Genomic DNA, 24,046 nt, shown 5'->3' on the forward strand with positions numbered 1-24,046 from the left:
AGACTGCCCGCACGGCCCGATCCGGGCGTTTCGAAGACCCACACCGCACCATGTCCGAGGACGACAGTCGACCTTCCCCCGCTTCCGAACCGCAGGAGCGTCGCCGCGGCTGGCTCGAACGCCTGAGTTCGGCGATCTCCGGCGAGCCGAGCAACCGCGAGGATCTCGTGGAACTGCTCCGCGACACCCATGCCGACGGCCTGATCGACGCCGATACGCTGCGCATGTTCGAAGGTGCGCTGGGCATCTCCAGCAAGACGGTCGGTGACGTGATGGTGCCGCGCGCGCAGATGGTCGCGCTGCCGGCGGACGCGAAGTTCCTGGACCTGATGAAGCTGGTGGTGGAATCCGGCCATTCGCGCTTCCCGGTGCACGGCGACGACAAGGACGAGATCCTCGGCATCCTGCTGGCCAAGGATTTGCTGCGCGGCGTGGTCGCCGACAACGGTCCCGGTTCGATCCACGAACTGTTGCGTCCGGCGGTGCTGATCCCCGAATCGAAGAAGCTCAACGTGTTGCTGCGCGAGTTCCGCCTGTCGCGCAACCACATGGCCATCGTCATCGACGAATACGGCGGCGTCGGCGGTCTGGTGACGATCGAGGACGTGCTGGAGGAGATCGTCGGCGAGATCGACGACGAACACGACGATGCCGAAGACCCGAACGCCTTGATCGCGGCCCAGGCCGACGGCCAGTTCGCGGTCAGCGCGCTGACTCCGATCTCCGATTTCAACGAGCGTTTCGGTTCGGATTTCGACGATGCCGAGTACGACACCATCGGCGGCGTGATCATCGGCGCGATCGGACACCTGCCCGAGGTCGGCGAGGAACTCACGCTGGGTCGCTTCGCGTTCCGCGTGACCGATGCCGACTCGCGTCGCCTGCATGCGCTGCACGTCAGCGTGCATGCCGAAGCCTGACCGGATGACGCCCGCACGCGTGTTCGCGCGTGTGCTGCTGCTTCTGCTGCTGTGCCTGGCGTGGCCGCTCACGGCGGCCGCCCAGGCCGGTGACGTACCACGCATCGGCGTGGCGACGATGCAGCCGGGCGACGTGTTCTTCGAGCGCTTCGGCCACAACGCGCTGGTCGTCGACGACCCCGACGCGCCCTATCCGATGTCGTACAACTTCGGCGCGTTCGATCCGAACGAAGCCGACTTCGTGCCGCGCTTCATCCGCGGCGACATGCGCTACCAGCTGATGGCCCTGCCGCTGGCCGACGACCTCGCCTACTACCGCGATGTCGGTCGCGGCGTGTCGATCCAGTGGCTGGATCTCACGCCCACGCAGGCGCGCAGTCTGGCAGCGGCGCTGGTCGAGAACGCCAAACCCGAGAACGCGCACTACCGCTACGATTACTTCACCGACAACTGCTCTACCCGCGTGCGCGATGCGATCGACACCGCGCTCGGTGGCGCGCTGCGCAACCAGCTGCAGGGCCGCTCGCGCGGCAACACCTATCGCGGCGACGCGGTCCGCCTGGCCTCGCCCGCGCCGTGGATGTGGCTCGGCTTCGACATCGGTCTGGGCCCGGCTTCGGACCGGCCGAATGCGCTGTGGGACGACGCCTTCGTGCCGATGCGCCTGGCCGATGCCCTGCGCAGCGCGCGCAATGTCGATGGGCGTCCGCTGGTGTCGGGCGAACAGACGATCCTGCCGCACACGCAGGCGCCCGAACCTGCCGAGCGCGCGCGACTGCTGTGGCCATGGCTGGTGGCGGGTCTCGTGATCGGTGTGGCGATCCTCGTCGCCGGCCGCATCGCGCCGCGCAAGCTGGCCGCGATCGCGCTGCCGTTCTGGACTGTCAGTGCCCTGCTCGGCGGCGTGATGCTGTTCCTGTGGCTGGGCACCGAGCACGGTTTCGCCTGGCGCAACCACAACCTGCTGCTGTTCAATCCGCTGTGTCTGCTGTTGCTGCCCGGCGGCTGGTGCATCGCGCGCGGGCGGGCGCCGGGCGCGCTGTTCGGGTGGACGCTGCTGGCCGTCGTCATCTGCGGCGTGGCCGCGGTGTTCCTGCACTGGTTGCCCGTACTGCCGCAGCGCAATGCGGCGTGGTTGTCGTTGCTGATGCCGGTGCATGTGGCGCTGTTCTGGGTATTGCGTCTTCCGGCTGGCGTCAAAGCGCGCCGTTCCTGATCGTCTCCCCGGCGCACGTCGGAATCACAAGCAAGTCATCGACGCGCTGTGCATACGTATGCAGCCGGCCCACCCCGGAACCGCGTGCAAGAATCGGATCGACTCCGCGAGCGAACGCGTCTGGGAGGGCGCCGCACGATGTCGAACCGTCTCGTCCGCTGGCTGGCCGTCTCGATGGTCACGTTGTTTCCGCTCGCCGCAGCGGCCGCCGAACCGCGCGCCAGCGCGCGCATCGCCTCGCCCGATACCCGCATCGCGGTCGAAGTCACCACCGACAACGAGGGCCGCGCCAGTTACGCCGTCAGTCGCGACGGTCGCCCGGTCGTCGCGCCGTCGCGCCTGGGGATGATGTTCACCGACACGCGCAAGTTCGAACGCAATCTCGCGATCGTCGACCAGCGCACGCGCCGCCATGACGAACGCTGGGAGCTGCCCTGGGGCGAGCGCCGGCACATGCGCGACCACCACAACGAATTGCGGGTCACGCTAGCCGAAACCAGCGGACCGGAGCGTCGCTTCGACGTGGTGTTCCGCGTGTTCGACGATGGCGTCGGCTTCCGCTACGACATTCCCAGGCAACCCGGCCTGGAACACCTGTCGATCGCCGAGGAACTGACCGAGTTCGATCTCGCCGACCCGGCCACCGCGTGGTGGATTCCCGCGTTCGAATGGAACCGCGAGGAATACATCTACCACCGCACCCCGGTCGAGGAAGTCGGCCAGGCGCAGACGCCGATCACGCTGCGCACCGCCGACGGCCTGCATGTGTCGATCCACGAGGCCGCACTCGTCGACTACTCGGGCATGAATCTCGCGCGCGTCGACGGCCGTCGGTTCAAGGCCGCGTTGACGCCGGGCATCGGCATCGCCAAGGTCGAAGTGGCGACGCCGTTCGCGACACCGTGGCGCACGATCCAGATCGGCGAGCGCGCGGGCGATCTGGTCGAATCGCAGCTGATCCTCAACCTCAACGCGCCCAACGCGCTGGGCGACGTGTCGTGGATCAGGCCGATGAAATACGTCGGCATCTGGTGGGAGATGCATCTCGACCGCAAGACCTGGGCCTCGGGGCCGAAGCACGGCGCGACCACCGCACACACGTTGCGTTACATCGACTTCGCCGCCGCCAACGGCTTCGGTGGCGTGCTGGTCGAAGGCTGGAACATCGGCTGGGACGGCGACTGGTTCGGCAACGGCGAGACCTTCAGCTTCACGCAGGCCTATCCCGATTTCGACATCGAAGCGGTGACACGTCATGCGCGCGAGAAGGGCGTGACCCTGATCGGCCATCACGAAACCTCGGGCCACGCGGCCCACTACGAAGCGCAACTCGAAGACGCGATGGATCTGTACGGCCGGCTCGGTGTGCAGGCGGTCAAGACCGGTTACGTCGCCGATGCCGGCCAGGCCAAGGTGCGGGGCGACGACGGCGCCCTGCATTACGCCTGGCACGAGGGCCAGGCGATGGTGCGCCACCACCAGAAGGTCGTCGAGACCGCGGCGAAGCACCGCATCACCGTCAATCCGCACGAGCCGGTCAAGGACACCGGCCTGCGTCGCACCTATCCGAACCTCGTCACGCGCGAGGGCGCGCGCGGCATGGAATACAACGCCTGGGGACAGCCCGGCAATCCGCCCGAACACGAGGCCACCCTGGTCTACACGCGCCTGCTCGCCGGGCCGATGGACTTCACGCCCGGCATCTTCGGCATGGACACCAAGTCCGGCACGCCGATGGCGACGACGATCGGCAAACAGCTAGCGCTGTACGTGGTGATCCACAGCCCGCTGCAGATGGCGGCCGACCTGCTCGAACACTACGAGTCGCGCCCCGACGCCTTCCAGTTCATTCGCGACGTGCCGGCCGACTGGGACGACACGCGTGCGCTCGCGGGCGAGATCGGCGAGTTCGCGGTGATCGCGCGGCGCGCACGTGGCGGCGACGACTGGTACCTCGGCGCGGTCACCGACGATGCCGCGCGCGACATCACCGTGCCGCTCGATTTCCTCGAGCCTGGCCGCCGCTACACCGCGCAGATCTACCGCGACGGCGAAGGCGCGGGCTGGCGTACCGATCCGCGCAGTCTGGTCATCGAGTCGCGCGAAGTCGGCGCCGGCGACACGCTGGTGCTGGCGATGGCGTCCGGCGGCGGCCAGGCGGTGCGCTTCGTCGCACGCTGAGCCGGGTCTTCACGGCGGGCCGCTTGTCGTGCCCGCCGGGCTGACGGACGATGTCGCGATGAATACCCTGCCCGCGCCATCGACCGCATCGCCGCCCAATCCCGCCTGCGTGGTGAATTGCGCGGTCTACGGGCCGCAGGGCAAGCGCGACATCGTCCTCGACGACATCAGCGACGTGCTGGCCGTCGACGACGACAGCTTCGTGTGGATCGGCCTCTACGAACCCGGCGAGAACGTGCTGGCCCAGCTGCAGGCCGAGTTCTGCCTGCACGACCTCGCGGTCGAAGACGCGCGCAACGCGCATCAACGTCCGAAGATCGAGGCCTACGGCGATTCGCTGTTCATCGTCGCCAACACCGCACAGGCGATCGACGAGCACATCGCCTACGGCGAGACCCACATCTTCCTGGGCGCGCGCTATCTGGTGACCGTGCGTCACGGCGCCTCGCTGTCCTACGCGCCGGCGCGGCAGCGCATCGAGCGCGAACCCGAACTGCTGGCGATGGGAGCACCGGCCGCGCTGTACACGGTGCTCGACGCGATCGTCGACAACTACCTGCCGATCGTCGACGACTTCAAGACCACGTTGAACACGCTGGAGAAGGACATCGTCAGCGAGCAGTTCCATCGCGGCATCGTGATCCGCCTGTACCAGCTCAAGCGCGAGCTGACCTACATGCGCGTCGCGGTGACACCGCTGCAGGACGTGCTCTCCCAGCTGGTACGCAGCAGCAGTCCGCTGATCTCGCCCGACGCCCGGCTCTACATCCGCGACGTGCTGGACCACTCGGTCCGCATCAACGAGACCATCGACGCGATCCGCGACATGCTCGGCACGGCTCTGAGCGTGAACCAGGCACTGGTGACGCTGACCCAGGGCGAGATCGTCAAGAAGCTCGGTGCCTGGGCCGCCCTGCTCGCCGCGCCCACGCTGATCACCAGCTGGTACGGCATGAACTTCCACGGCATGCCCGAACTCGACGAACGCTTCGCCTATCCGGTGCTGATCGGCGGGGTCGCGGTGGTGATGGTCGTGCTGTACCGGATGTTCAAGAAAGCGCGCTGGCTCTGACGCGCGACGCGGTCACGCGGGCCAGAAACGCACGAACAGTTCGCGGATCGCCAGGCCACCGCCGCCGATCAGGATCGCGAAATACACCATCGTCAGCACGTTGGCGACGTGGCCCAGCAGCACCATCAGCCCATCGCGCTGCAGCAGTCCGATCGCCAAGCACATCAGTGCCACGCCCGGAATCGTGTTGCTGAAAGGAATGAAGCCGAACGGCGCCATCAGCAGCACTGCGCCCAGCACCAGCGCGGCATCGTTGAAGAGGCAGATCGCGCGACCATCGGTGAGCCTGGACATCCTGCCGGGCCGGGTGATGCGCTCCAGACGGCGCACCCAGGTCAGACCGGTATCGAGCGCGCCACGCAGGCGGCCCGCCGGCACGTTGCGTCGACGCACCGCGTCGGGCAGCCACAACGCGCGGCCGGCCATGCGGGCGATGCCGATCAGCACGATCACCGCACCGAACACCGTGCTGACGCCGGGAATCGAGACCGGAATCAGGAACACCAGGGTCAGCAGAATCACCAGCAGCAGCATGCCCTGCGTGCCGAGCTCGTCGACAAGCGGACCGACCTGCACGTCGCCGTCGGGCAGACGCGCGATCAGCGACTGCAGTTGCTCGCGCAACGATGCGCTGTGCGGATCGACACTCATCGAACCACGTCCCTGACCGACGGCGCCGCAGCCGGTGTTGCATGCCCGCAGCGCAGGCCGTTCAAGGTGGCCTGCATGGGTCGCCCGGCACGTTCGAAGGAGGCCGCATGCTAGCAGAGCGCCATGCGGCTACGACGAAAGTCTTAAGACCCCGGCGCGGGATTCGACCCATTGCGCATTGACCCGGTGGACGCCCGGGGCGACTCTGTGCGCGTCTTCCCGGGGGTCTCAACAATGAAGGGTGTTTTCAACCACGCGATCTGGGGCGTTGTCGCGCTTCTGGGCGCGTTCTGTCTGGGCGTCATCGCCCTGCGACAAGGCGAGCAGATCAGCGCCTTGTGGATCGTCACCGCCGCGGTGTCGATCTATCTGGTCGCCTACCGTTACTACAGTCTCTACATCGCCAAACACGTGATGGAGTTGAACCCGCGCAGGGCGACGCCTGCGCACGTCAACAACGACGGTCTGGACTACGTGCCGACCAATAAGCACGTGCTGTTCGGCCACCACTTCGCTGCCATCGCCGGCGCCGGTCCGCTGGTCGGCCCGGTGCTCGCCGCACAGATGGGCTACCTGCCCGGCATGCTGTGGCTGATCGTCGGCGTGGTGCTGGCCGGTGCGGTGCAGGACTTCATGGTCCTGTTCGTGTCGAGCCGCCGCAACGGCCGTTCGCTCGGTGACCTGGTGCGCGAGGAGATGGGACCGGTCGCCGGCACCATCGCGCTGTTCGGCGCCTTCATGATCATGATCATCATCCTGGCGGTGCTGGCGATGATCGTCGTCAAGGCCCTGGCCGAAAGCCCTTGGGGCATGTTCACGGTGATCGCGACGATGCCCATCGCGATCTTCATGGGCATCTACATGCGCTACATCCGCCCGGGCAAGATCGGCGAGATCTCGATCTTCGGCATCATCGCCCTGCTCGCGGCGATCTGGTTCGGCGGCAAGGTCGGCGCGGATCCCTACTGGGGCCCGGCGTTCACCTTCACCGGCACCCAGATCACCTGGATGCTGATCGGCTACGGCTTCGTCGCCGCGACGCTGCCGGTGTGGCTGCTGCTCGCCCCGCGCGACTACCTGTCGACCTTCCTCAAGATCGGTGTGATCGTCGCGCTGGCCATCGGCATCGTCATCGCCAGCCCGGACGTCACCACGCTGAAGATGCCGGCGTTCACCGAGTTCGCCGCCACCGGCGACGGCCCGGTCTGGAAGGGCGGCCTGTTCCCGTTCCTCTTCATCACCATCGCCTGCGGCGCCGTGTCGGGCTTCCACGCGCTGATCAGCTCGGGCACCACCCCCAAGCTGCTGGCCAACGAGACCCACGCCCGCTACATCGGCTACGGCGGCATGCTGATGGAATCGTTCGTGGCGATCATGGCGCTGGTCGCGGCTTCGGTGCTCGATCCGGGCATCTACTTCGCGATGAACAGCCCCGCCGCGGTGCTCGGCACCGACGTGCAGAGCGCGGCCGCGGCGGTCAGCCAGATGGGCTTCGTCATCACGCCCGAGGCGCTGGAACTCAAGGCCCAGCAGATCGGCGAAGGCACGATCATCTCGCGCGCCGGTGGTGCTCCGACGCTGGCCGTCGGTATCGCGGTCATCCTGCATGACGCGATGCCCGGCACCGGCGACGGCGCGATGGCCTTCTGGTACCACTTCGCGATCCTGTTCGAAGCGCTCTTCATCCTGACCGCGGTCGACGCAGGCACGCGTGCCGGTCGCTTCATGCTGCAGGACCTGCTGGGCAACTTCGTGCCGGTGCTGCGCAAGACCGACAACTGGGGTGCGAACGCCCTCGGTACCGCCGGCTGCGTCGCGCTGTGGGGCTACTTCCTCTATCAGGGCGTGGTGGATCCGCTGGGTGGCATCAACACCCTGTGGCCGCTGTTCGGCATCGCCAACCAGATGCTCGCGGGCATCGCGCTGATGCTGTGCACCGTGGTCCTGTTCAAGATGAAGAAGGACCGCTTCGCGTGGGTGACGATCGTCCCGGCCGTGTGGCTGCTGATCTGCACCACCGCGGCCGGCCTGATCAAGCTGTTCGACCCCAAGCCGGCGATGGGCTTCCTCGCCCAGGCCCGCCACTACCAGGCGGCGCTGGCCAACGGCGAACTGCTGGGTGCGGCCAAGACCGCGGGCCAGATGAAGCAGGTCATCGTCAACGGCTACGTCAATGCCGGCCTGACGACGCTGTTCCTGTTCGTGGTCTTCAGCACGCTGTTCTTCGCGATCCGCGCGATCCTCAAGGCCCGCCGCGCTTCGGCGCCCACGGCCAAGGAAAGCCCGTACGTCGAACTGACGCCGGAACAGCAGCAGGCCTGGCTGTGACGGCGCGGCTCGCGAGCGGAGTGACACGCTGATGTCGGGCACGCTGGTTCCCGTCGAGTACTTCGCCACGCACAAGCGTGTGTGGCGGAGGGTCGTGCAGACGGCGCGGCTGTGCTGCGGCGTCCCCGACTACGACAACTACGTGCGCCACATCCTCGAAAAGCACCCCGACCGCGAGCCGATGGACTACAAGACGTTCTTCCGCGAACGGCAGGAAGCCCGCTTCGGCGGGCGCAACGGGTTCCGTTGCTGCTGAGCCACAAGAACGTGTGACACGACGACGGGCGGAACCGAAGGGTTCCGCCCGTTTTCGTTTGGGGTGCTGCCGCTGCGGCGATACCGATGCCTGGCGACGTCTGCTGGCGCCCTTCCCTAGTATCAGGCGTTTGAAGCGCCGGGCTCTGGATTCGCTTCGGCTTCGGCTTCCGCTTTGGCCTTGGCTTTGGCTTTGGCTTCGGCCTTTGACGTCTCGAGCCGTAAAGCGAGCCGAGCACCGGAGCCTGGCGTGGCCGTAGAGCAGCCCATGTCTGAGCAAAGCGAGTTTGGGCTGCGTGCCGCGCCAGGCGAGGCGCGGAGGGAACCGCCGCGGCTGTATCGCGGCGGATCGCGTCCGGCGAAGGGACCTTTTGGTTTCTTTTGGGTCCCGCCAAAAGAAACTCGCACGATTGCGTGCGAAAGCTCTGCACTTGACTGGCTTCCGCTTTTCGCGTCTCTCGAAGTTCGAAAACAGCCGGATCAGGATCAAACCCAGAGCTTTCACGCGCTCCGCGCGCGGCTTCCTTTTGTCTTGTCAAAAGGAAGCAAAACCGCTTTCGCCGGACGCGATCCGATGCGATACAGCCGCATCGGTCCCCTGCGCTTCTCGGCCAACGGGGCACGCAGCCCAAACTCGCTACGCTCAGACATGGGCTGCTCTTCGGCCCCGCCGTCCTGCGATGCTCGGCTCGCTTTACGGCTCGCAGATCAAGGTCAAAGACTGAAAGCCGAAGCCCAAGCCAACATCAACATCAACGTCAAAAATCAAAATGGATGACCGGACATGCGTCCGTTGAAAGCCCCGCCTTCGCGGGAATGACGGCAAGGGCAACTGCAACGGCAATGCCAAAGGCAAAAGCAGAATCAGCCGATCACTGCCCCGCCATCGCCCGCAATCCGATCCCCACCAGATACGCCAGCACCGTCCCGGTCGCGTAGCCCAGCGCGCCGAGCAGTGCGCCGACCGGCGCCAACGCGGGATGGAACACCGAGGCAACCACCGGTGCCGAAGCGGGGCCGCCGATGTTGCTCTGCGAGCCCATCGCGAAATAGAAGAACGGCACGCGCAGCAGCTTGCCCAGCGCCCACAGCAGCGCGATGTGGACCGCGATCCAGATCAGACCGAGCAGGAACAGCCACGGCCGATCGGCGAGCGCGAAGATGTCCATCTGCATGCCGATGCAGGCGATCAGGATGTAGAGCAACAGCGTGCCGATCTTCGAGGCGCCGGCGCCGTCGAGCGTGCGCACGCGGGTGAAGCTCAAGCCAAGACCGATCAGCGTCGACAGCACGACCACCCAGACGAAGGGCTCGTGGAGGCTGACCTGCCGCGCCCAGCTGACGTTCGCACCGAACCAGGCCGAGGCCGGGCCGGCGATCGCGTGCGACAGGCCGACGGCGCCGAAGGCGATGCCGACGATCAGCATCAGGTCGGTCAGCGAGGTTACGCGTTCGTGCTCGGCCTGGTAGCTGGCGAGTCGCGTCTTCAAATCCTCGATCGCGCGCGTGTCGGCGCCGCTGCGCGCATCGATCTTCGCCGCGCGCCCCGCGAGGAAGATCAGGACTGCCATCCAGACGTAGCCCACACCGACGTCGACGACGACGAACTGCCCGAACGTCGTCTCGTCGACGGCAAAGACTTCCTTCATCGCGACCATGTTCGCGCCACCACCGATCCAGCTGCCGGCCAGCGCCGCCATGCCGGCCCAAGTGTCCCCGGCGACGGTCTCGGGGTGGATCAGACCCATGATCCAGAACGCGGCGAAGGCCCCGATCATCACCGTCAACGACGCGCCGATGTACATCAGCAGCAGCTTGGGACCCAGCCGCAGCACGCCGCGCAGGTCGATGGTCAGCGTCAGCAGCACCAGTGCGGCCGGCAGCAGCACGCGGCTGGCGACCGGGTTGTAGAGCGCGCTGCTGCCGCCGTCGATCAGACCGACCGTGTTGTAGATGCCGGGAATGAAGTAGCAGAGCAGCAGCGCGGGCACGACGCCGTAGAAGCGCTTCCAGAACCCCGTGGGGCGCGACGCGGTCCAGAACACGGCTGCGAGTGTCGCGGCGATCAGGCCGAACAGCACGATGTCGTTGGTGATCAACGCCGTCGATGGCGTGGTAGGGTCTGCAGCCATGGACGGCGCCTCATGTGGCCCGCCCGCAGGACGCAGGCCGCGACGGCGGCGGCCGCGGCATGGGCGCCGTCAGTGACGGCGTGGCGGCATCGTGCCACAGCGCCCGGGCCGCGCAAGCGGCCGTGCGTGCGCCGCGGAGGCACCCCGCGACGCGTTTGACCTACTGCCCGGCCATCACCCGCAACACCTGCCCGATCAGGTACGAGAACACCGTCCCGGTCGCATAGCCCACGGTCCCGAGCAGCACGCCGACGGGTGCGAGATTCGGATGGAATGCCGCGGCGATGACCGGCGCCGAGGCGGCCGCGCCCACGTTGCCCATCGAGCCGACACCGACATAGAACATCGGCGCCCGCACCAGACGCGCAGCGCCCCAGATCACCAGCACGTGCACGATCATCCAGATCGCGCCGATCGCGATCAGCTCCAGCCGGTCGAACAGCGCGGTGAAGTCCATCTGCATGCCGATGCAGGCGATCAGGAAGTACAGGAACACAGTGCCGATCTTGGAGGCACCGGCACTCTCGAGATTGCGCACACGCGTGAAACTCAAGGCGACACCGGCCGCTGTCGACAGCAGTACCACCCAGACGAACGCGGAGTCGAGACTGAACTGCGCGGCGCTGGCGACGTTCGCCGCAAACCAGGCGGCCAGCGGATTGGCGATCGCGTGCGCCACCGCCACCAGTCCGAAAGCCAGACCGATGATCACCATCAGGTCGGTCAGCGTGGGAATGCGCGCGTTGGCCGCTTCGTACGCAGCCAGACGTGCCTTCATCTCATCGATCGCGCGCGTGTCCGCGCCCGACCGTGCGTCGAGCTGCGCCGAGCGGTTGGCGAGAAACAGCAGCGTCGCCATCAGCGCACTGGCCATCGCCACGTCGACCACGGCGAACTGGCCGAACAGCGTCGCGTCGACCTGGTAGACCTCGCGCATCGCGACCATGTTTGCGCCGCCGCCGATCCAGCTGCCGGCCAGCGCCGCCATCCCCTTCCACGTATCGCCTGCGACGGCGGGCGGATGCACCCATTCCATGATCTGGAACGACACCACGGCACCCAGCGCAATGCCGAGCGTGCCCGCACAGAACACGAACAGCAGCTTCGGGCCGAGCTGGAGGATGCCCTTGAGATCGATCGACAGCGTCAGCAGCACCAGCGCGGCGGGCAGCAGCACGCGGCTGGCGATCGGGTTGTAGAGGCTGTTGCTCTCGCCGTCGATCAGCCCGATGGTGTTGTAGAACGCCGGCACGAAATAGCACAGCAGCAGCGCCGGCACCCAGGCGAAGAATTTCTTCCAGAACGGCGTGGGTCCGCTGGCGAGCCAGAAGATCGCACCGAGCGTGGCGGCGATCAGGCCGAAGAGCACGATGTCGCTGGTGATCAGCGCGGTGGAGGGTTCGAGGGATTCGATCGCCATCGTGGCGGGGCTCCTGTTCCTGGACTTTCGGGACGCACGCAAACGGAACGGCCGGCTTGCGCCGGCCGTCCGGAACCACGCGGATTACTGGCCGATGTGCTGCTTGAGCCAGGCGTTGACGGTGTCGTGCCACAGCACGCTGTTGTGCGGCTGCAGGACCCAGTGGTTCTCGTCGGGGAAGTACAGCAGCTTCGACTCGATGCCCTTGCGCTGCAGTGCGGTGAACGTCGACAGGCCCTGGTCCACCGGCACGCGGTAGTCCTTCTCGCCCTGCACGACCAGCATCGGCACCTTCCAGTTGGCGACGTGGTTGACCGGGTTCCAGCGCTCGTAGTTCCTGGGCTGGTCGAACGGCGTGCCCTTGTTCTCCCACTCGGTGAACCAGAGCTCCTCGGTCACATAGCCCATCGAGCGCGTGTCGAACACGCCGTCGTGGTTGACCAGGCACTTCCACGGCGAGTTGCCGCGACGGTCGAACCAGTTGCCGGCGATCCAGTTGATCATGTAGCCGCCGTAACTCGCACCGAGCGCACAGGCCTTGTCGCCGTCGAGGAAGGCGTACTTCTCCTGCGCGGCGGCCCAGCCCTTCTGCAGGTCCTCGAGCGGCTTGCCGCCCCAGTCGCCGCTGATCGCGTCGGTGAAGGCCTGGCCGTAACCGGTCGAGCCGTGGAAATCGATCATGACAACCGCGTAGCCCTGCCCCGCATACGTCTGCGGGTTCCAGCGGTAGCTCCAGCCGTTGCCGAAGCTGCCCTGCGGACCGCCGTGGATCAGGAACGCGACCGGGTAGGTCTGGCCTTCCTGGTAGTTCCACGGCTTGACCACGTAGCCGTAGACGGTTTCGTTGCCCGCGCCCTTGAACGAGAACTGCTCGAAATCGCCGAAGGCGACGCCCGGCAGGCGCTCGGCCGCGGTCGGCGTGATCTGGCGCAGCTGCGCATCGGTGCCCAGCGACTGCAGCGAGCCGGTGTAGAGCGCGTCGCCGCTCTGGATCGAGTTGCGGGCCAGCGCGACGGTGTCGCCGGCGATCGCGAACGAGGAGATCGAACCGTCGGCGACGAGCCTCGTGACCTCGCCACTGGCGACATCAACGCGGAACAGCGGGTACTCGCCGGTGTCCTGCGCGGCGACGTAGAGCGTGCGGCCATCAGCCGAGGGCTGCACGCTGCTCGGCGAACGGTCCCACTGCGGTGCGATCTCGCGCGCCTGGCCGCTGGCGACATCCATCGCCATCAGCGCGTAGCGATCGGCTTCGAAACCGGGCCGCTTCATTGCGCGATAGAACAGCGTGGCGCCGTCTTCGCTGAAGACCGGACCGGTATCCCAGGCCGGGTTGGACGCGGTGAGGTTGACCGGTGCGGCATCGCCGGTCGCGTCGATGCGGTAGAGGTCGAAGTTCGTCGACCACGGCGCCTCGCGGCCGGCGACCTTGACGCTGGCCACGACCGAACGGCCGTCCGGCGCCCAGGTGTAGTCCTCGGCGCCGCCGAAGGGCTTGGACGGGATGTCGCCTTCGAGCGCGTGGCCCAGCGCGCGGACGGTCGTGACCGCGCGTGCGCGGGCCGCCGGCAGGTCGGCGACGAACAGGCGGCTCATGGTGCCGTCCTTCCACGTATCCCAGTGGCGCACGAACAGCTGGTCGTAGACCACGCCACTGGCCTTGGCGTCCTTGGTCTCGGCAAACTTGCGCTTGGTGCAGGCGAGATCGGCCGCGCACTCGCCGAAGGTGTCGGCGCTGAAGGCCACGCGCGTGCCGTCGGGCGAGATCTGGAACGTGCCGATGTCCACCGCGACGTCGGTCAGCTGGCGCGGCGCGCCGCCGGCGATCGGCATCGCAAACACCTGCGAGCTGCCGCTCTTGCTGCTGAGGAAGTAGACCGTCTGGCCGTCGGCCGACAGCGCCGGCGAATTGACGTTCCAGCCCTCGGGCGTGATGCGCTTCGGCGGTGCCATGTCGCGGGTCAGCAGATTGCGCGCGTACAGCGCGGTCGTGGCCTTGCCCGAATCGAAGTCCAGCGTGCGCTGCGCGAATACCAGCTGGCGACCGTCGGCGGTCAACAGCGGCGAGGACACCCGGTCGAGCTTGACCAGGTCGCGGACATCGAGGCCCCGTTCCTGGGCAACGGCCGGCAAGGCGGCGAGCAGGCACAACGGCAACAGCGCAAGGCGCAGGGACATGGCGGTGGCTCCGGACAAAGAGCCCGAATGGTAGGCCGGCGCCGCTGTGCTGGCAAAGCGGCGCCGGCGCGGCCTTACTGCGCAGCGCGCTGACCGCCGAGATGGGTGGCGAGGAAGTCCAGCAACTTCGTGTAGTAGGCGCGGCGGTTCTCGGGCGCATAGAACCCGTGGCCCTCGGTGGCCACGTACAGCGACTCGACCGGCACACCGGCCGTCTTCAGGGCACGCTCCATCCTCCGGGTGTGTTCGACGGGCGCGATCTCGTCGCGGCCGCCAGCCGCGAGGAAAACGGGGACCCGGATGCGGTCTGCCTGCAGATTGGGCGAAGTCTGTGCAAGCTGGGCGGTGTCGCTTCCCACCCACTCGTCCATCCACGTGCCGACCCAGCGTCCGGTGCGACGATCCTGCTGGCGCATCTGCTGCAGATCGTACACACCGACGTAGCCGACGGCGCACCGGTAAAGGGCGGGCTCGCGCACCGCGCCCATCAAGGCGGCATAGGCGCCGTAGCTGCCCCCATAGATGCAGATGCGGTCGGCATCGGCATGCCCCTGCTCGATCGCCCAGCGCGTGGCATCGGTCAGGTCGTCCTGCATCGCCAGTCCCCATTGGCGCGCGCCCGCCTGCTGGAATGCATGGCCGTGGTGCCCCGAACCGCGGAAGTTAACCTGCAGCACGGAATAGCCGGCCGCCGCCAGCAGTTGGACTTCGGGATCGAAGGTCCAGTCGTCATGGATGCCGAACGGCCCGCCGTGTGGCAGGACGACCAGTGGACCGGCCGTCGTCGCGCCTGCGGGACGGGTCAGAAAGCCGTGCAGCGTTAAACCATCGCGCGCTTGCAACGACACGGCCTGCATCGGTGCCATCTCGCGCGGATCGATCTTGTCGCGCAGGCCGAAGGTGAATCCCGCCTTCTTCGTGGCGGTGTCGAAGGTATAGAAGCTGCCCGGATCCACGTCACTGGACACAGCGACCATCTTCGTGGCTGCATCCCAGGTCGAAGAGGCAACCCGCAGCGTCTGCCCGGGAAATGCCTGCTCCAGCATCCGGAACGTGCGCGCGTCGTCGGATGCCTCGTCGAAGAACGCCATGCGCGGCCTGGCGCCCGTGAACAGCGCGCCGATGGGAACCGATGTGCCGGGACGGTACATGATCTCGGGATCGACGACTTCGTCGCGCAGCACCTCGCGGCGTTCACCGCTGGCAGTGTCGTAGGCGACGATCGCGTCGGGACCCTGCGGCCGCGTAGATTGCAGGAAGGCCGTGCGACCGTCCTCGGAAAAACCGATCGGGTACTCGGCGCGACCCGAGGTGCCCTGGTGGTTGATCAGCGTCCAGTCGCTGCCCCGCGCCGCCCGGTAATACAGCTGGAGCTGGTTGTCGGTACGGGCACCGACGGCCATGCGCACTTCGCCACTGGAATCGGCCACGAAGTTCGCGCGTGTCACCGGCACGGTCGCAATCGTGGTGCGACGACCGGTGTAGACATCCATGCGGTCGACGCGCGTCTGCGGGTCTCCGGTGAACGGCGAGATCGCGACGAGGATCGACCGCGGGTCGTCGCGCAGCAGGTCGACCACGCGCGCATGGACGAACTCCTCCTTGGCGCCGGACCGGATGTTGGTCCCGGTCTGTCCACTCCGCACCCGGTACCCCACCAGCAACTGCTGTCGACTGCCGTCGAGGTTCATGCCGTAGATCTCGCCGGTCGGCGTCGGTGTATCACGCGAGCCGAAGCGCTCGGCGAGCGAGAACACCAGCCGTTCGTCGTTGACCCACCAGAAATCTGCGATGTGGTTGTTGCGCGGCAGACGCATGCTGCCGACCACCGCCTGGTCGTCCCGGCGCATGACCGCGATCGCGGAGTATTCGCCACTCGGCAGCACGGCCGCGAAGTGCGTGCCGGTTGGCGAAATCTTGATGTCGCGGATCGAGTCGTCCTCGACGAACGGATCCAGCACGACTTGCGCCTGCGCGACGGCCAGCAGGCTGCACGCGACAAGCGCCCACAGGCACAGCATTCCCTTGCGGAACATGTCCTCTCCTCGTTGTCCCCTGTGACGCGACCGCGCGGTCGCGCGGCGCAGCGCATGTTATCCGTGGATTTCTGGCGTGACCACCTGAACGCACGGCCATTCGCCTCCCGGAACGCAGAAGGCCCGCCAGTGGCGGGCCTTCCTCATCGCCATCGCAGCGCGATGGATCAGAACGGGATGTCGTCGTCCGAGAAGTCGTCCATCGGCGCAGGGCGCTGCTGTTGCGGCGCCTGGCGCTGCGGCGCGGGGCCGCGCTGCTGCATGTCGCCGCCACTGGCGGCCGGACGCTGCGGACGGCTGCTGCGCTCGTAGTTGCCACCACCGCCCCCGCCACCACCGCCGTCACCGCGGCCGCCGAGCATCTGCATCTCGTTGGCGACTATGTCGGTCGTGTACTTCTCCACGCCGTCCTGGCCGGTGTACTTGTCGTAGCGGATCTCGCCTTCGACGTAGACCTGGCTGCCCTTGCGCAGGTACTCGCCGGCGATTTCGCCGAGCTTGCCGAAGAACACCACGCGGTGCCATTCGGTGCGCTCCTGCTTGTTGCCGTCGCGGTCGTTGCGCACGCTGGTCGTGGCCAGGCTGATGCGGGTCACGGCCATGCCGCCCTGGGTGTACTTGGTGTCGGGATCGTTGCCGAGATTGCCGACCAGGATGACTTTGTTGACGCCGCGGGCCATGGGAATTCCTTGATTTGCACCGGCTTGCGAACCGGCGTGATGGACCTCGACAGTATAGCGGCCAGCAGGCCGGCGTCCGACCTCGGCCTCGTCCGCGCGTCTCCGTCGGGCGACGCCTATAATCCCGGGCCTGCCTGTCCCGGATCCTGCATGAACAACGTCGCCTCCCCGGCCGCCCGGCTCGATCTGCCGGCGATCCAGTCGCTCGCCGCCGGCGACATGGCCGCGATCGATACGCTGATCCGGACCCGGCTGGCCTCCGACGTCGTGCTGATCAACCAGGTCGCCGAACACATCGTTTCGGCCGGTGGCAAGCGGCTGCGGCCGATGCTGGTGATGCTCGCGGGCCGCGCGACCGGCACCGTCGGCGCCGAGCACCACCAGCTGGCGGCGATCGTCGAGTTCATCCATACATCGACCCTGCTGCACGACGACGTGGTCGACGAATCCGACCTGCGCCGCGGCCGCAGTACCGCGAACGCGATCTGGGGCAACGCCGCCAGCGTGCTGGTGGGCGATTTCCTGTACTCGCGCAGCTTCCAGCTGATGGTCGAACTCGACCGCATGCCGGTCATGCGCATCCTCGCCGACACCACCAACCGCATCGCCGAGGGCGAAGTGCTGCAGCTGCTGCACGTGCGCAACCCGGACACCGACGAAGCTGCCTACCTAAACGTCATCGAGCGCAAGACCGCGGTGCTGTTCGCCGCCGGCACAAAGCTCGGCGCGCTAGCCTCCGGCGCGGACGAGGCCACGCAGCAGGCGCTCTATGACTACGGCATGCAGCTGGGCTACGCGTTCCAGATCGCCGACGACGTGCTCGACTATTCGGGCGATGCCGACGCGCTGGGCAAAAACCTCGGCGACGACCTCGCCGAGGGCAAGGCCACGCTGCCGCTGATCCATGCAATGGCGCAGGCCACGCCCGATGTCCGCGCGCGTCTTCGCAGCATCGTCGAGACCGGCGACACCGACGCGCTGCCCGAAGTGCTGGCCGCGATCGAAGCCGCCGGCAGCCTCGAGTACAGCCGCGCGCGGGCGCTCGCGTATGCGCAAGCCGCGGAACGTGCACTGGCTGGCCTCGACGACAACGAAGCCGTTGCGGCGTTGCGCGGTCTGGCCCGCTACGCGGTGGAACGCGGGCACTAGCGCTCGCCGCATACACATGTCGCGACTCGATGCTGCCTATACCGCGCTCGCAGCCGCTGACGGCGCTTTGTGGGCGCTGGACCCTCTCGACCGCGCATGTGTTCTCGCTGACACCGCGTTCGGCCTGATCCAGAACGGCGGGTTCGAACGATTCTTCGCATCGGACTTCCCCGGCCATCCGTCGTATGCCGACTTTGCCGAGGCATTCGACCGCATGGCACTCGTGGAGTTGGCGAGCCGTTTCAGGCAGGCAGTTGATGCGTTTCGATTCACAGACCCGCATCTCGATGCGATTCGGCGACGCGACACCCTTGCATCACCATCGGCGCTTGTGTCGCATATTTCAACGCTCAATGCCGAAGCGTGGGCAATCGACGACCTGGACGAAAGAATCGAGCGCGTACCGTTCGGAGCCTGATTCCCGCTCGCCGGGTGCCCATCAGGCAATGCCCAGACCCGGAATCGCGGTGATCGCATCCGGATCGAAGCCGCCCAGCGCGGCGAAATGGCGGCCGCGCGCGGTGTAGTCGCGATAGGCGCCGAAGCTGGGCGCGCCGGGCGACAGCAGCAGCACGCCTTCCCCGTCCAGCGACGCGCGGGCCTGCGTGATCGCGGATTCCAGATCTTCGGCCGCCAACAGCGGGAAGCCGGCTTCGCGCGCGACCGGTGCGAGCAGGTCGAAGATGCGCGGCCCGTTCTGGCCCATGGTCACGATCATCCGCGGTGCGCGGGTGCGCATCGCGTCGGCGAACGCCTGCCAGTCGAGCCCGCGGTCGTGACCGCCGACCAGCAAGGCCACGCGGCGATCGCGATACACGTCCAGCGCCGCAAGCGTCGCGTGCGGCGTGGTGCTGATCGAGTCGTTGACCCACAGCACGCCCTCGCGCGTGCCCAGCGGCTGCAGGCGATGCGGCAGCGGCACGAAGTCCGCTGCCGCGCGCGCCAGCGGCAACGCGTCGATGCCGAGCGCTTCGATCGCGGTGAGCACGGCGCAGAGATTGCCGCGGTTGTGCCGGCCCGGCAGCGGCAGGCCGGTCGTGTCCATGACCGCGACATTGCCGCGATGCAGGATGTCGCCGCGCAGGTGCCAGCCGTCGGAGGTACCGAACCAGCGGACCTCGCTGTCCGGCAATACCAGGTGCGCCAAGCGCGGATCGTCCGCATTGAGCACCCCGATACGCGGCCGTGCGCGCGTAACCAGGCTCAGCTTGTCTTCGATGTATTGCGCCTCGCTGCCGTGCCAGTCGAGATGCTCGGGAAAGATGTTGGTGACCACCGCGACGTCCGGGCGCACACCGCCGGCCGCGACGTCGCCGGTCTGGTAGCTCGACAGTTCGATCGCCCACGCATCGGCCTGCGCATCCAGCACCTCCAGCAGCGGCAGGCCGATGTTGCCGGCCAGTGCCGTGCGTAGACCGTGCGCACGCAGCAGGTGCGCGAGCAAGGCGGTGGTCGTGCTCTTGCCCTTGGTGCCGGTGACGCAGACGGTGCCCGTGGCGATCGCGTCGGGCGAGGCGCGCTCGGCGAACCACAGCGCCGTGCCGCCGATGAAGCGCGTACCTTGCGCGGCTGCGGCCATCGCGTCGCGGGTGTAGGGACTGATGCCCGGCGACTTCACGACGACGGCGCAGGCCGACAGACGCGCGGCATCGACGCCGGTCTCGCAGGCCAGCAGCGGATCGCCCAGCGTCGCTGCATCAGTGGCTTCGTCGGCGTTGCAGAACAGCGTCAGCGGCAGCGCAGGCGCGCGGCTGCGGATCGCGCGCCACGCGGCGCGGCCCTCTCGGCCCCACCCCCACAGCGCGATACGGCCGCCGCCGGCGGCGATCGCCTCAAGCTGCGAGATGCGCACGCAGGCGCTCCCATAGCGCATGGGGAATTCGGTGTGCGTCTTCCTCGACGGCCAGCAGCCCGGCCACGTCGAGCTCGGAGGCGTCGAGCTGCGGCGCGATCTCGCGGGCGAAGCGCGCGACGATCGCGTCCTCGCGCCACTCGGGGCGCTTGGCCAGCGCCGCCATTGCCACGCGCGATTCGCGACCTTCGCCGACGCACTCGAAGGGCTTGTGGTCCTGGTACTCCAGCAGCGCGTCGTAGCCCGGCACCTGCGCCGGATCGTCGAGCAGGTTGCGGCCGAAGATCGACACCAGTCGCGGCTTCGGCATGAATGGCGCGAGCGCCAGATACACGAAGTGGCACTTCGGACAGATGCCGCACCAGCGGTTCACCGGCCGCTCGCCGAGCAGATGGAAATTGCGGTTGCAGCTGGAGAAATGCGCGTCGTAGCGATCGGTCTTGGCGAACTGGCGCGCGACCGCGAGTTCCGACAGCGGGCGCAGCAGCGAGTAGTAATGCAGGTCCGCGGCCACGCGCGCCTGCACGTGATCGACGAAGGCCTTCTCGAACGCCCAGCCTTTCGACCACTGGTGGTTCACCTCGCCGGTGCCGGGGATCATGCTGCCGTAGCTGGCCGAGCGTTCGTTGGAGAACACCACCTGGTCCACGCCGTGCAGCACCGCGGCCAGCACGAGGATCGCCGAGTTGATCGCGGTGACCGGGATGTGCCCGTTCCACGCGCCCTGGCGGTTGTACTCGAACAGTTCCGGCGCGATCTGGCGGCCGATGTTGAGCGTCGGCAGACCGGTGCGCTCGGCACAGACGCGGATCAGCTGCGAGCCGCCGATCCAGCTGACGGTCTGTTCGATGCCCAACGCGCGCAGCGCTTCGATCGAGACCAGCGAATCCTTGCCGCCGCCGATCGCGACCAGCGCATGCGTGCGCAGATCGAGCGCGGGCGCTCCGGCAGTCGCAGTTGCGTCGTGCGGAAAGCGGATCTTCCCGTGCAGGTCCAGCCCGTTGCGATACGCGAACTCGCCGAGTCCATGCACGTACACGTCCTCGAGCAGCGCCGCGGTCTTCGCATCGATCGCATAGCCCTCGATGCGGATGTCGGTCGGCGCCGCGGCCTTGTAGTAGCTGACGCCGGCGATCAGGTGCAGCAGGCGCAGTGCCTGCGTCGCGGCTCCGAGGCGCGCGGCATCAAGTTCAAATGGCGCGCCCGGCACGGTGACGGTTTCGATCAGCTCGGGACCGTCGTCGAAGGCGTAGCGCAGGCGCGCGACGCCGGTCGCGGCATCGAGGTCGCAATCGATGAAGCGGAAACTGCGCACCGCATTGCGGTCGAAGACAACACTCATTCCAGAACATCCTGCTGCGGCAACTGCCGCAGGTTGTAGGTATTGGCCATGACGAAGCCGTAGGCGCCGGCATCGGCGATCAGCACCGTGTCGCCTTCGCGGATCGCTGCGGGCAGGCGGCGACGCGTCCCGAAGACATCGCTCGATTCGCAGATCGGACCGACGACTTCGACGGCCACGTCGTCCGCATCGTCGAGCCGCGTCAGATTGTGGATGCCATGCCAAGCGTCATACAGCGCCGGCCGCATCAGGCTGTGCATGCCGGCATCGACACCGACGCGGCGCGTGCCCAGCTTGTCGACGACCTGGGTGACGGTGGTCAGCAGCACGCCGGCTTCGGCGACGAGGTAGCGGCCGGGTTCGATCGCCAGGCGATAGCGCGGGTACTCGGCCTTGATCGCCGCCAGCCCCGCGGCCCAGGCCGAAATGTCGAAGGGCACGTCATCAGGGCGATACGGGATCGGCAGACCGCCACCGATGTCGATCGTGTCGACGGTGCCGACCGCATCGGCGAACCCGGCCAGTTCGGCGTAGACCTCGCGCCAGTGTGCGACGGTCTCGATGCCGCTGCCCAGGTGCGCGTGGATGCCGGTGATGCGCGCGTCGACTTCTTCGGCGGCGATCAGGAATTGATCGAACGCGCCCAGCGGCAGGCCGAACTTCGACGCCGCGCCGCCGGTGACCACCTTCGCGTGATGGCCATCGCCACGGCCCAGATCCAGACGCAGCCACAGGTCACGGCCGCGGAAGATCTCGGGCCAGTGGCGCAGGGCTTCGACGTTGTCGACGGTCACCGTGACGCCGCGCGCGTAGGCGGCTGCGTACTCGGCGCGCGGCGCGAAGCTCGGCGTGAACAGCACGCGCGCGGGATCCAGATCCGGCAGCACCTCGAACACGTGGTCGAGCTCGCCCTGCGACACGCATTCCAGACCGAAGCCGGCCTCGACCAGCGTGCGCAGGATCGCCGGATGCGGATTGGCCTTGATCGCGAAGAAGCGGCGGTCAATCGCCTCGGCCGTCGACAGCGCGGCAGCGCGTTCGCGCACGGTCGGCAGGTGATAGACGTAGTGCGGGCGGCCCGGCTCGGCCAACGCCAACAGCGCGTCGCGCGCGCCCTGCCACCACTGTGGCGCGCGTTCGCGGCGGCCGTGGGCAATCTCGCGCCAGCTCGGGCCGAACACGGTCTCGTCGAACACCGGCATCGCGCCGCTGTCGATCAGCTCGGCATGCAGCACCGGCAGCAGGCCGTCGGCATCGGCCTCGTCGATGACAAAGGTCAGGTTGAGGTCGTTCGAGGACTGCGAGATCAGGTGCACGCGTTCCTTGCCGAACGTCGCCCAGACATCCGACAGCTTGTGCAGCAGGGAGCGCATGCCGCGGCCGACCAGCGTGATCGCCGCGCAGGGCGCGATGACCTTGACCCGGCAGACTTCGGCCAGATCGTCGGAGAGCCGCGCCAGCACATCGGTGCTGACCAGGTTCTCACTGGGGTCCAGCGAGACGGTGACGTTGGTTTCCGACGAACCAATGAGATCGACCGACAGACCGTGGCGCTTGAAGCGCTCGAACACGTCGGCGAGGAAGCCGACCTGCTGCCACATGCCGATGCCTTCCATCGACACCAGCACGATGCCGTTGCGGCGGCTGATCGCCTTGACGCCCGGTACCGGCTCGGCGCTGGCGTCGATCGCGGTGCCCGGCAGGTCCGGGCGTTCGGTATCGAGGATCGCCATCGGCACCCCGCCGTCGCGGCAGGGCTTGATCGAACGCGGATGCAGCACCTTGGCGCCGGTGGTCGCGATTTCCTGCGCTTCGGCGTAATCCAGTCGCGCGAGCAGGCGCGCGTCGGGCACGTCTCGCGGGTTCGCGCTGAACATGCCGGGCACGTCGGTCCAGATCTCGACGCGGCGTGCGCCGAGCAGTGCGCCGAAATACGCGGCCGAGGTGTCCGACCCGCCGCGGCCGAGAATCGCGGTGCCGCCATCGCCGTGTCGGGCGATGAAGCCCTGGGTCAGCAGCATGCGCGGCGCCTGCGCGGCGAAGCGCGTGCGCCAGTCGCCGTCGGGCTCGCGCCGGCAGTTCACCGACAAGCGCAGCGCCCAGTCGCTCTGGTTCGGCAGCGCGACCGCGTCCAGCCAGTCGCGCGCGTCGCACCAGCCGAAATCCAGGCCCTGCGCCGCGAGATAGGCCGCACCGATCGTCGACGACAACAGTTCGCCCTGTCCGAGCACCTCGGCCTGCCAGTCCAGCGTGCGGGTCGTCGCGCGTGCATCGGTGGCCAGCGCCTGCAGCGCGGCGAGACGCGTGCCGAGCACGGCATCGACATTGAGTTCGAGTTCGGCGACGAATGCCCGGTGGCGCTCGACGAGCGCAGCCAAGCGCGCAGCCGAATCCGCGGCGCCGTCAGCGATCGCGGTCAATTCGTTGGTGACGCCCGACAGCGCCGACACCACGACCAGCACCCGCGCACCCTGTTCTTCCGCCCGGCGTTTCGCCAACCGGCCGATGGTGTCCCAGCGGTGGCGGCGCGACACGGAAGTGCCGCCGAACTTGAGCACGATCCAGCGATCGTCGGAAGGAGATGACATCGAGGTGGGGTCTCGGATGGGAGGAGGCGTCCGTGCGGAATCGCGA

General features: G+C 67.6%; 18 protein-coding genes. 9 read left to right on the forward strand and 9 right to left on the reverse strand.

The genetic code is table 11. The features are described 5' to 3' along the window. Positions 1 to 50: 50 nt before the first annotated feature. The 4 genes from E2F49_RS06445 to E2F49_RS06460 all read left to right on the forward strand — a co-directional run bounded on the left by E2F49_RS06445 (position 51) and on the right by E2F49_RS06460 (position 5,389). Entirely contained in the window at positions 51 to 920 is an 870-nt protein-coding gene (locus E2F49_RS06445) for a CorC family transporter (protein WP_133393055.1), read from the forward strand. Between the two features lie 4 nt (positions 921 to 924). Then, a complete protein-coding gene (locus E2F49_RS06450; protein ID WP_133393056.1) occupies positions 925 to 2,136 on the forward strand; it encodes a lipoprotein N-acyltransferase Lnb domain-containing protein in 1,212 nt (403 codons plus the stop codon). 138 nt (positions 2,137 to 2,274) lie between these two features. Continuing rightward, positions 2,275 to 4,317: a glycoside hydrolase family 97 protein gene (locus tag E2F49_RS06455; protein WP_133393057.1), complete on the forward strand. Its 2,043-nt coding sequence runs from the start codon at positions 2,275 to 2,277 to the stop codon at positions 4,315 to 4,317. Between the two features lie 58 nt (positions 4,318 to 4,375). Beyond that, positions 4,376 to 5,389, forward strand: coding sequence for a magnesium and cobalt transport protein CorA (locus tag E2F49_RS06460; RefSeq protein ID WP_133393058.1), 1,014 nt, complete (start codon positions 4,376 to 4,378; stop codon positions 5,387 to 5,389). A gap of 12 nt (positions 5,390 to 5,401) precedes the next feature. Here E2F49_RS06460 and E2F49_RS06465 read toward each other — a convergent pair whose 3' ends face one another. Then, positions 5,402 to 6,040: an exopolysaccharide biosynthesis protein gene (locus E2F49_RS06465; RefSeq protein ID WP_133393059.1), complete on the reverse strand. Its 639-nt coding sequence runs from the start codon at positions 6,038 to 6,040 to the stop codon at positions 5,402 to 5,404. A gap of 234 nt (positions 6,041 to 6,274) precedes the next feature. Here E2F49_RS06465 and E2F49_RS06470 point away from each other — a divergent pair, with 234 nt between their 5' ends. The 3 genes from E2F49_RS06470 (at position 6,275) to E2F49_RS06480 (ending at position 9,401) form a co-directional block, all read left to right on the forward strand. Continuing rightward, positions 6,275 to 8,368, forward strand: a complete 2,094-nt coding sequence (locus E2F49_RS06470) for a carbon starvation CstA family protein (RefSeq protein WP_133393060.1) — start codon at positions 6,275 to 6,277, stop codon at positions 8,366 to 8,368. Between the two features lie 31 nt (positions 8,369 to 8,399). Continuing rightward, a complete protein-coding gene (locus E2F49_RS06475) occupies positions 8,400 to 8,624 on the forward strand; it encodes a YbdD/YjiX family protein (protein ID WP_055249078.1) in 225 nt (74 codons plus the stop codon). A gap of 249 nt (positions 8,625 to 8,873) precedes the next feature. Then, positions 8,874 to 9,401: a hypothetical protein gene (locus E2F49_RS06480; RefSeq protein ID WP_133393061.1), complete on the forward strand. Its 528-nt coding sequence runs from the start codon at positions 8,874 to 8,876 to the stop codon at positions 9,399 to 9,401. A gap of 94 nt (positions 9,402 to 9,495) precedes the next feature. Here the strand turns inward: E2F49_RS06480 and E2F49_RS06485 are convergent, their stop codons facing one another. The 5 genes from E2F49_RS06485 to ssb all read right to left on the reverse strand — a co-directional run bounded on the left by E2F49_RS06485 (position 9,496) and on the right by ssb (position 17,069). Beyond that, the gene (locus E2F49_RS06485; protein ID WP_133393062.1) at positions 9,496 to 10,755 is read right to left on the reverse strand and encodes a DUF819 family protein; all 1,260 of its coding nucleotides are present in this window, start codon (positions 10,753 to 10,755) and stop codon (positions 9,496 to 9,498) included. Between the two features lie 160 nt (positions 10,756 to 10,915). After that, positions 10,916 to 12,175 carry a DUF819 family protein gene (locus E2F49_RS06490; RefSeq protein ID WP_133393063.1) on the reverse strand — a complete coding sequence of 420 codons (1,260 nt, stop codon included), beginning with the start codon at positions 12,173 to 12,175 and terminating at the stop codon, positions 10,916 to 10,918. Positions 12,176 to 12,259: 84 nt separating this feature from the next. Further along, positions 12,260 to 14,353, reverse strand: a complete 2,094-nt coding sequence (locus E2F49_RS06495) for an alpha/beta hydrolase family protein (protein WP_133393064.1) — start codon at positions 14,351 to 14,353, stop codon at positions 12,260 to 12,262. 74 nt (positions 14,354 to 14,427) lie between these two features. After that, entirely contained in the window at positions 14,428 to 16,389 is a 1,962-nt protein-coding gene (locus tag E2F49_RS06500) for an alpha/beta hydrolase family protein (protein ID WP_243713482.1), read from the reverse strand. Positions 16,390 to 16,556: 167 nt separating this feature from the next. Next, positions 16,557 to 17,069, reverse strand: coding sequence for a single-stranded DNA-binding protein (gene ssb / locus E2F49_RS06505; RefSeq protein ID WP_133393065.1), 513 nt, complete (start codon positions 17,067 to 17,069; stop codon positions 16,557 to 16,559). Between the two features lie 150 nt (positions 17,070 to 17,219). Between ssb and E2F49_RS06510 the strand changes: the two genes are divergently transcribed. Both E2F49_RS06510 and E2F49_RS06515 read left to right on the forward strand, forming a co-directional pair. Beyond that, on the forward strand, positions 17,220 to 18,218 hold the full coding sequence (locus E2F49_RS06510) for a polyprenyl synthetase family protein (RefSeq protein ID WP_133393066.1): 999 nt from the start codon (positions 17,220 to 17,222) through the stop codon (positions 18,216 to 18,218). Between the two features lie 16 nt (positions 18,219 to 18,234). Beyond that, positions 18,235 to 18,636, forward strand: coding sequence for a DMP19 family protein (locus tag E2F49_RS06515; protein WP_133393067.1), 402 nt, complete (start codon positions 18,235 to 18,237; stop codon positions 18,634 to 18,636). A gap of 21 nt (positions 18,637 to 18,657) precedes the next feature. Here the strand turns inward: E2F49_RS06515 and murD are convergent, their stop codons facing one another. The 3 genes from murD to E2F49_RS06530 are packed head-to-tail and all read right to left on the reverse strand — an operon-like array spanning position 18,658 to position 24,000. Then, the gene (gene murD / locus E2F49_RS06520) at positions 18,658 to 20,070 is read right to left on the reverse strand and encodes a UDP-N-acetylmuramoyl-L-alanine--D-glutamate ligase (RefSeq protein ID WP_133393488.1); all 1,413 of its coding nucleotides are present in this window, start codon (positions 20,068 to 20,070) and stop codon (positions 18,658 to 18,660) included. Further along, complete coding sequence (gene murL, locus E2F49_RS06525) at positions 20,051 to 21,412, reverse strand: UDP-N-acetyl-alpha-D-muramoyl-L-alanyl-L-glutamate epimerase (RefSeq protein WP_133393068.1); 1,362 nt, start codon at positions 21,410 to 21,412, stop codon at positions 20,051 to 20,053. Before murL ends, murD begins: the two co-directional genes overlap by 20 nt. After that, on the reverse strand, positions 21,409 to 24,000 hold the full coding sequence (locus E2F49_RS06530) for a bifunctional aspartate kinase/diaminopimelate decarboxylase (RefSeq protein ID WP_133393069.1): 2,592 nt from the start codon (positions 23,998 to 24,000) through the stop codon (positions 21,409 to 21,411). The genes murL and E2F49_RS06530 overlap by 4 nt, the downstream gene beginning before the upstream one ends. Positions 24,001 to 24,046 lie beyond the last annotated feature (46 nt).

It is taken from the genome of Luteimonas terrae, assembly GCF_004358165.1.
GTDB lineage: Bacteria > Pseudomonadota > Gammaproteobacteria > Xanthomonadales > Xanthomonadaceae > Luteimonas > Luteimonas terrae.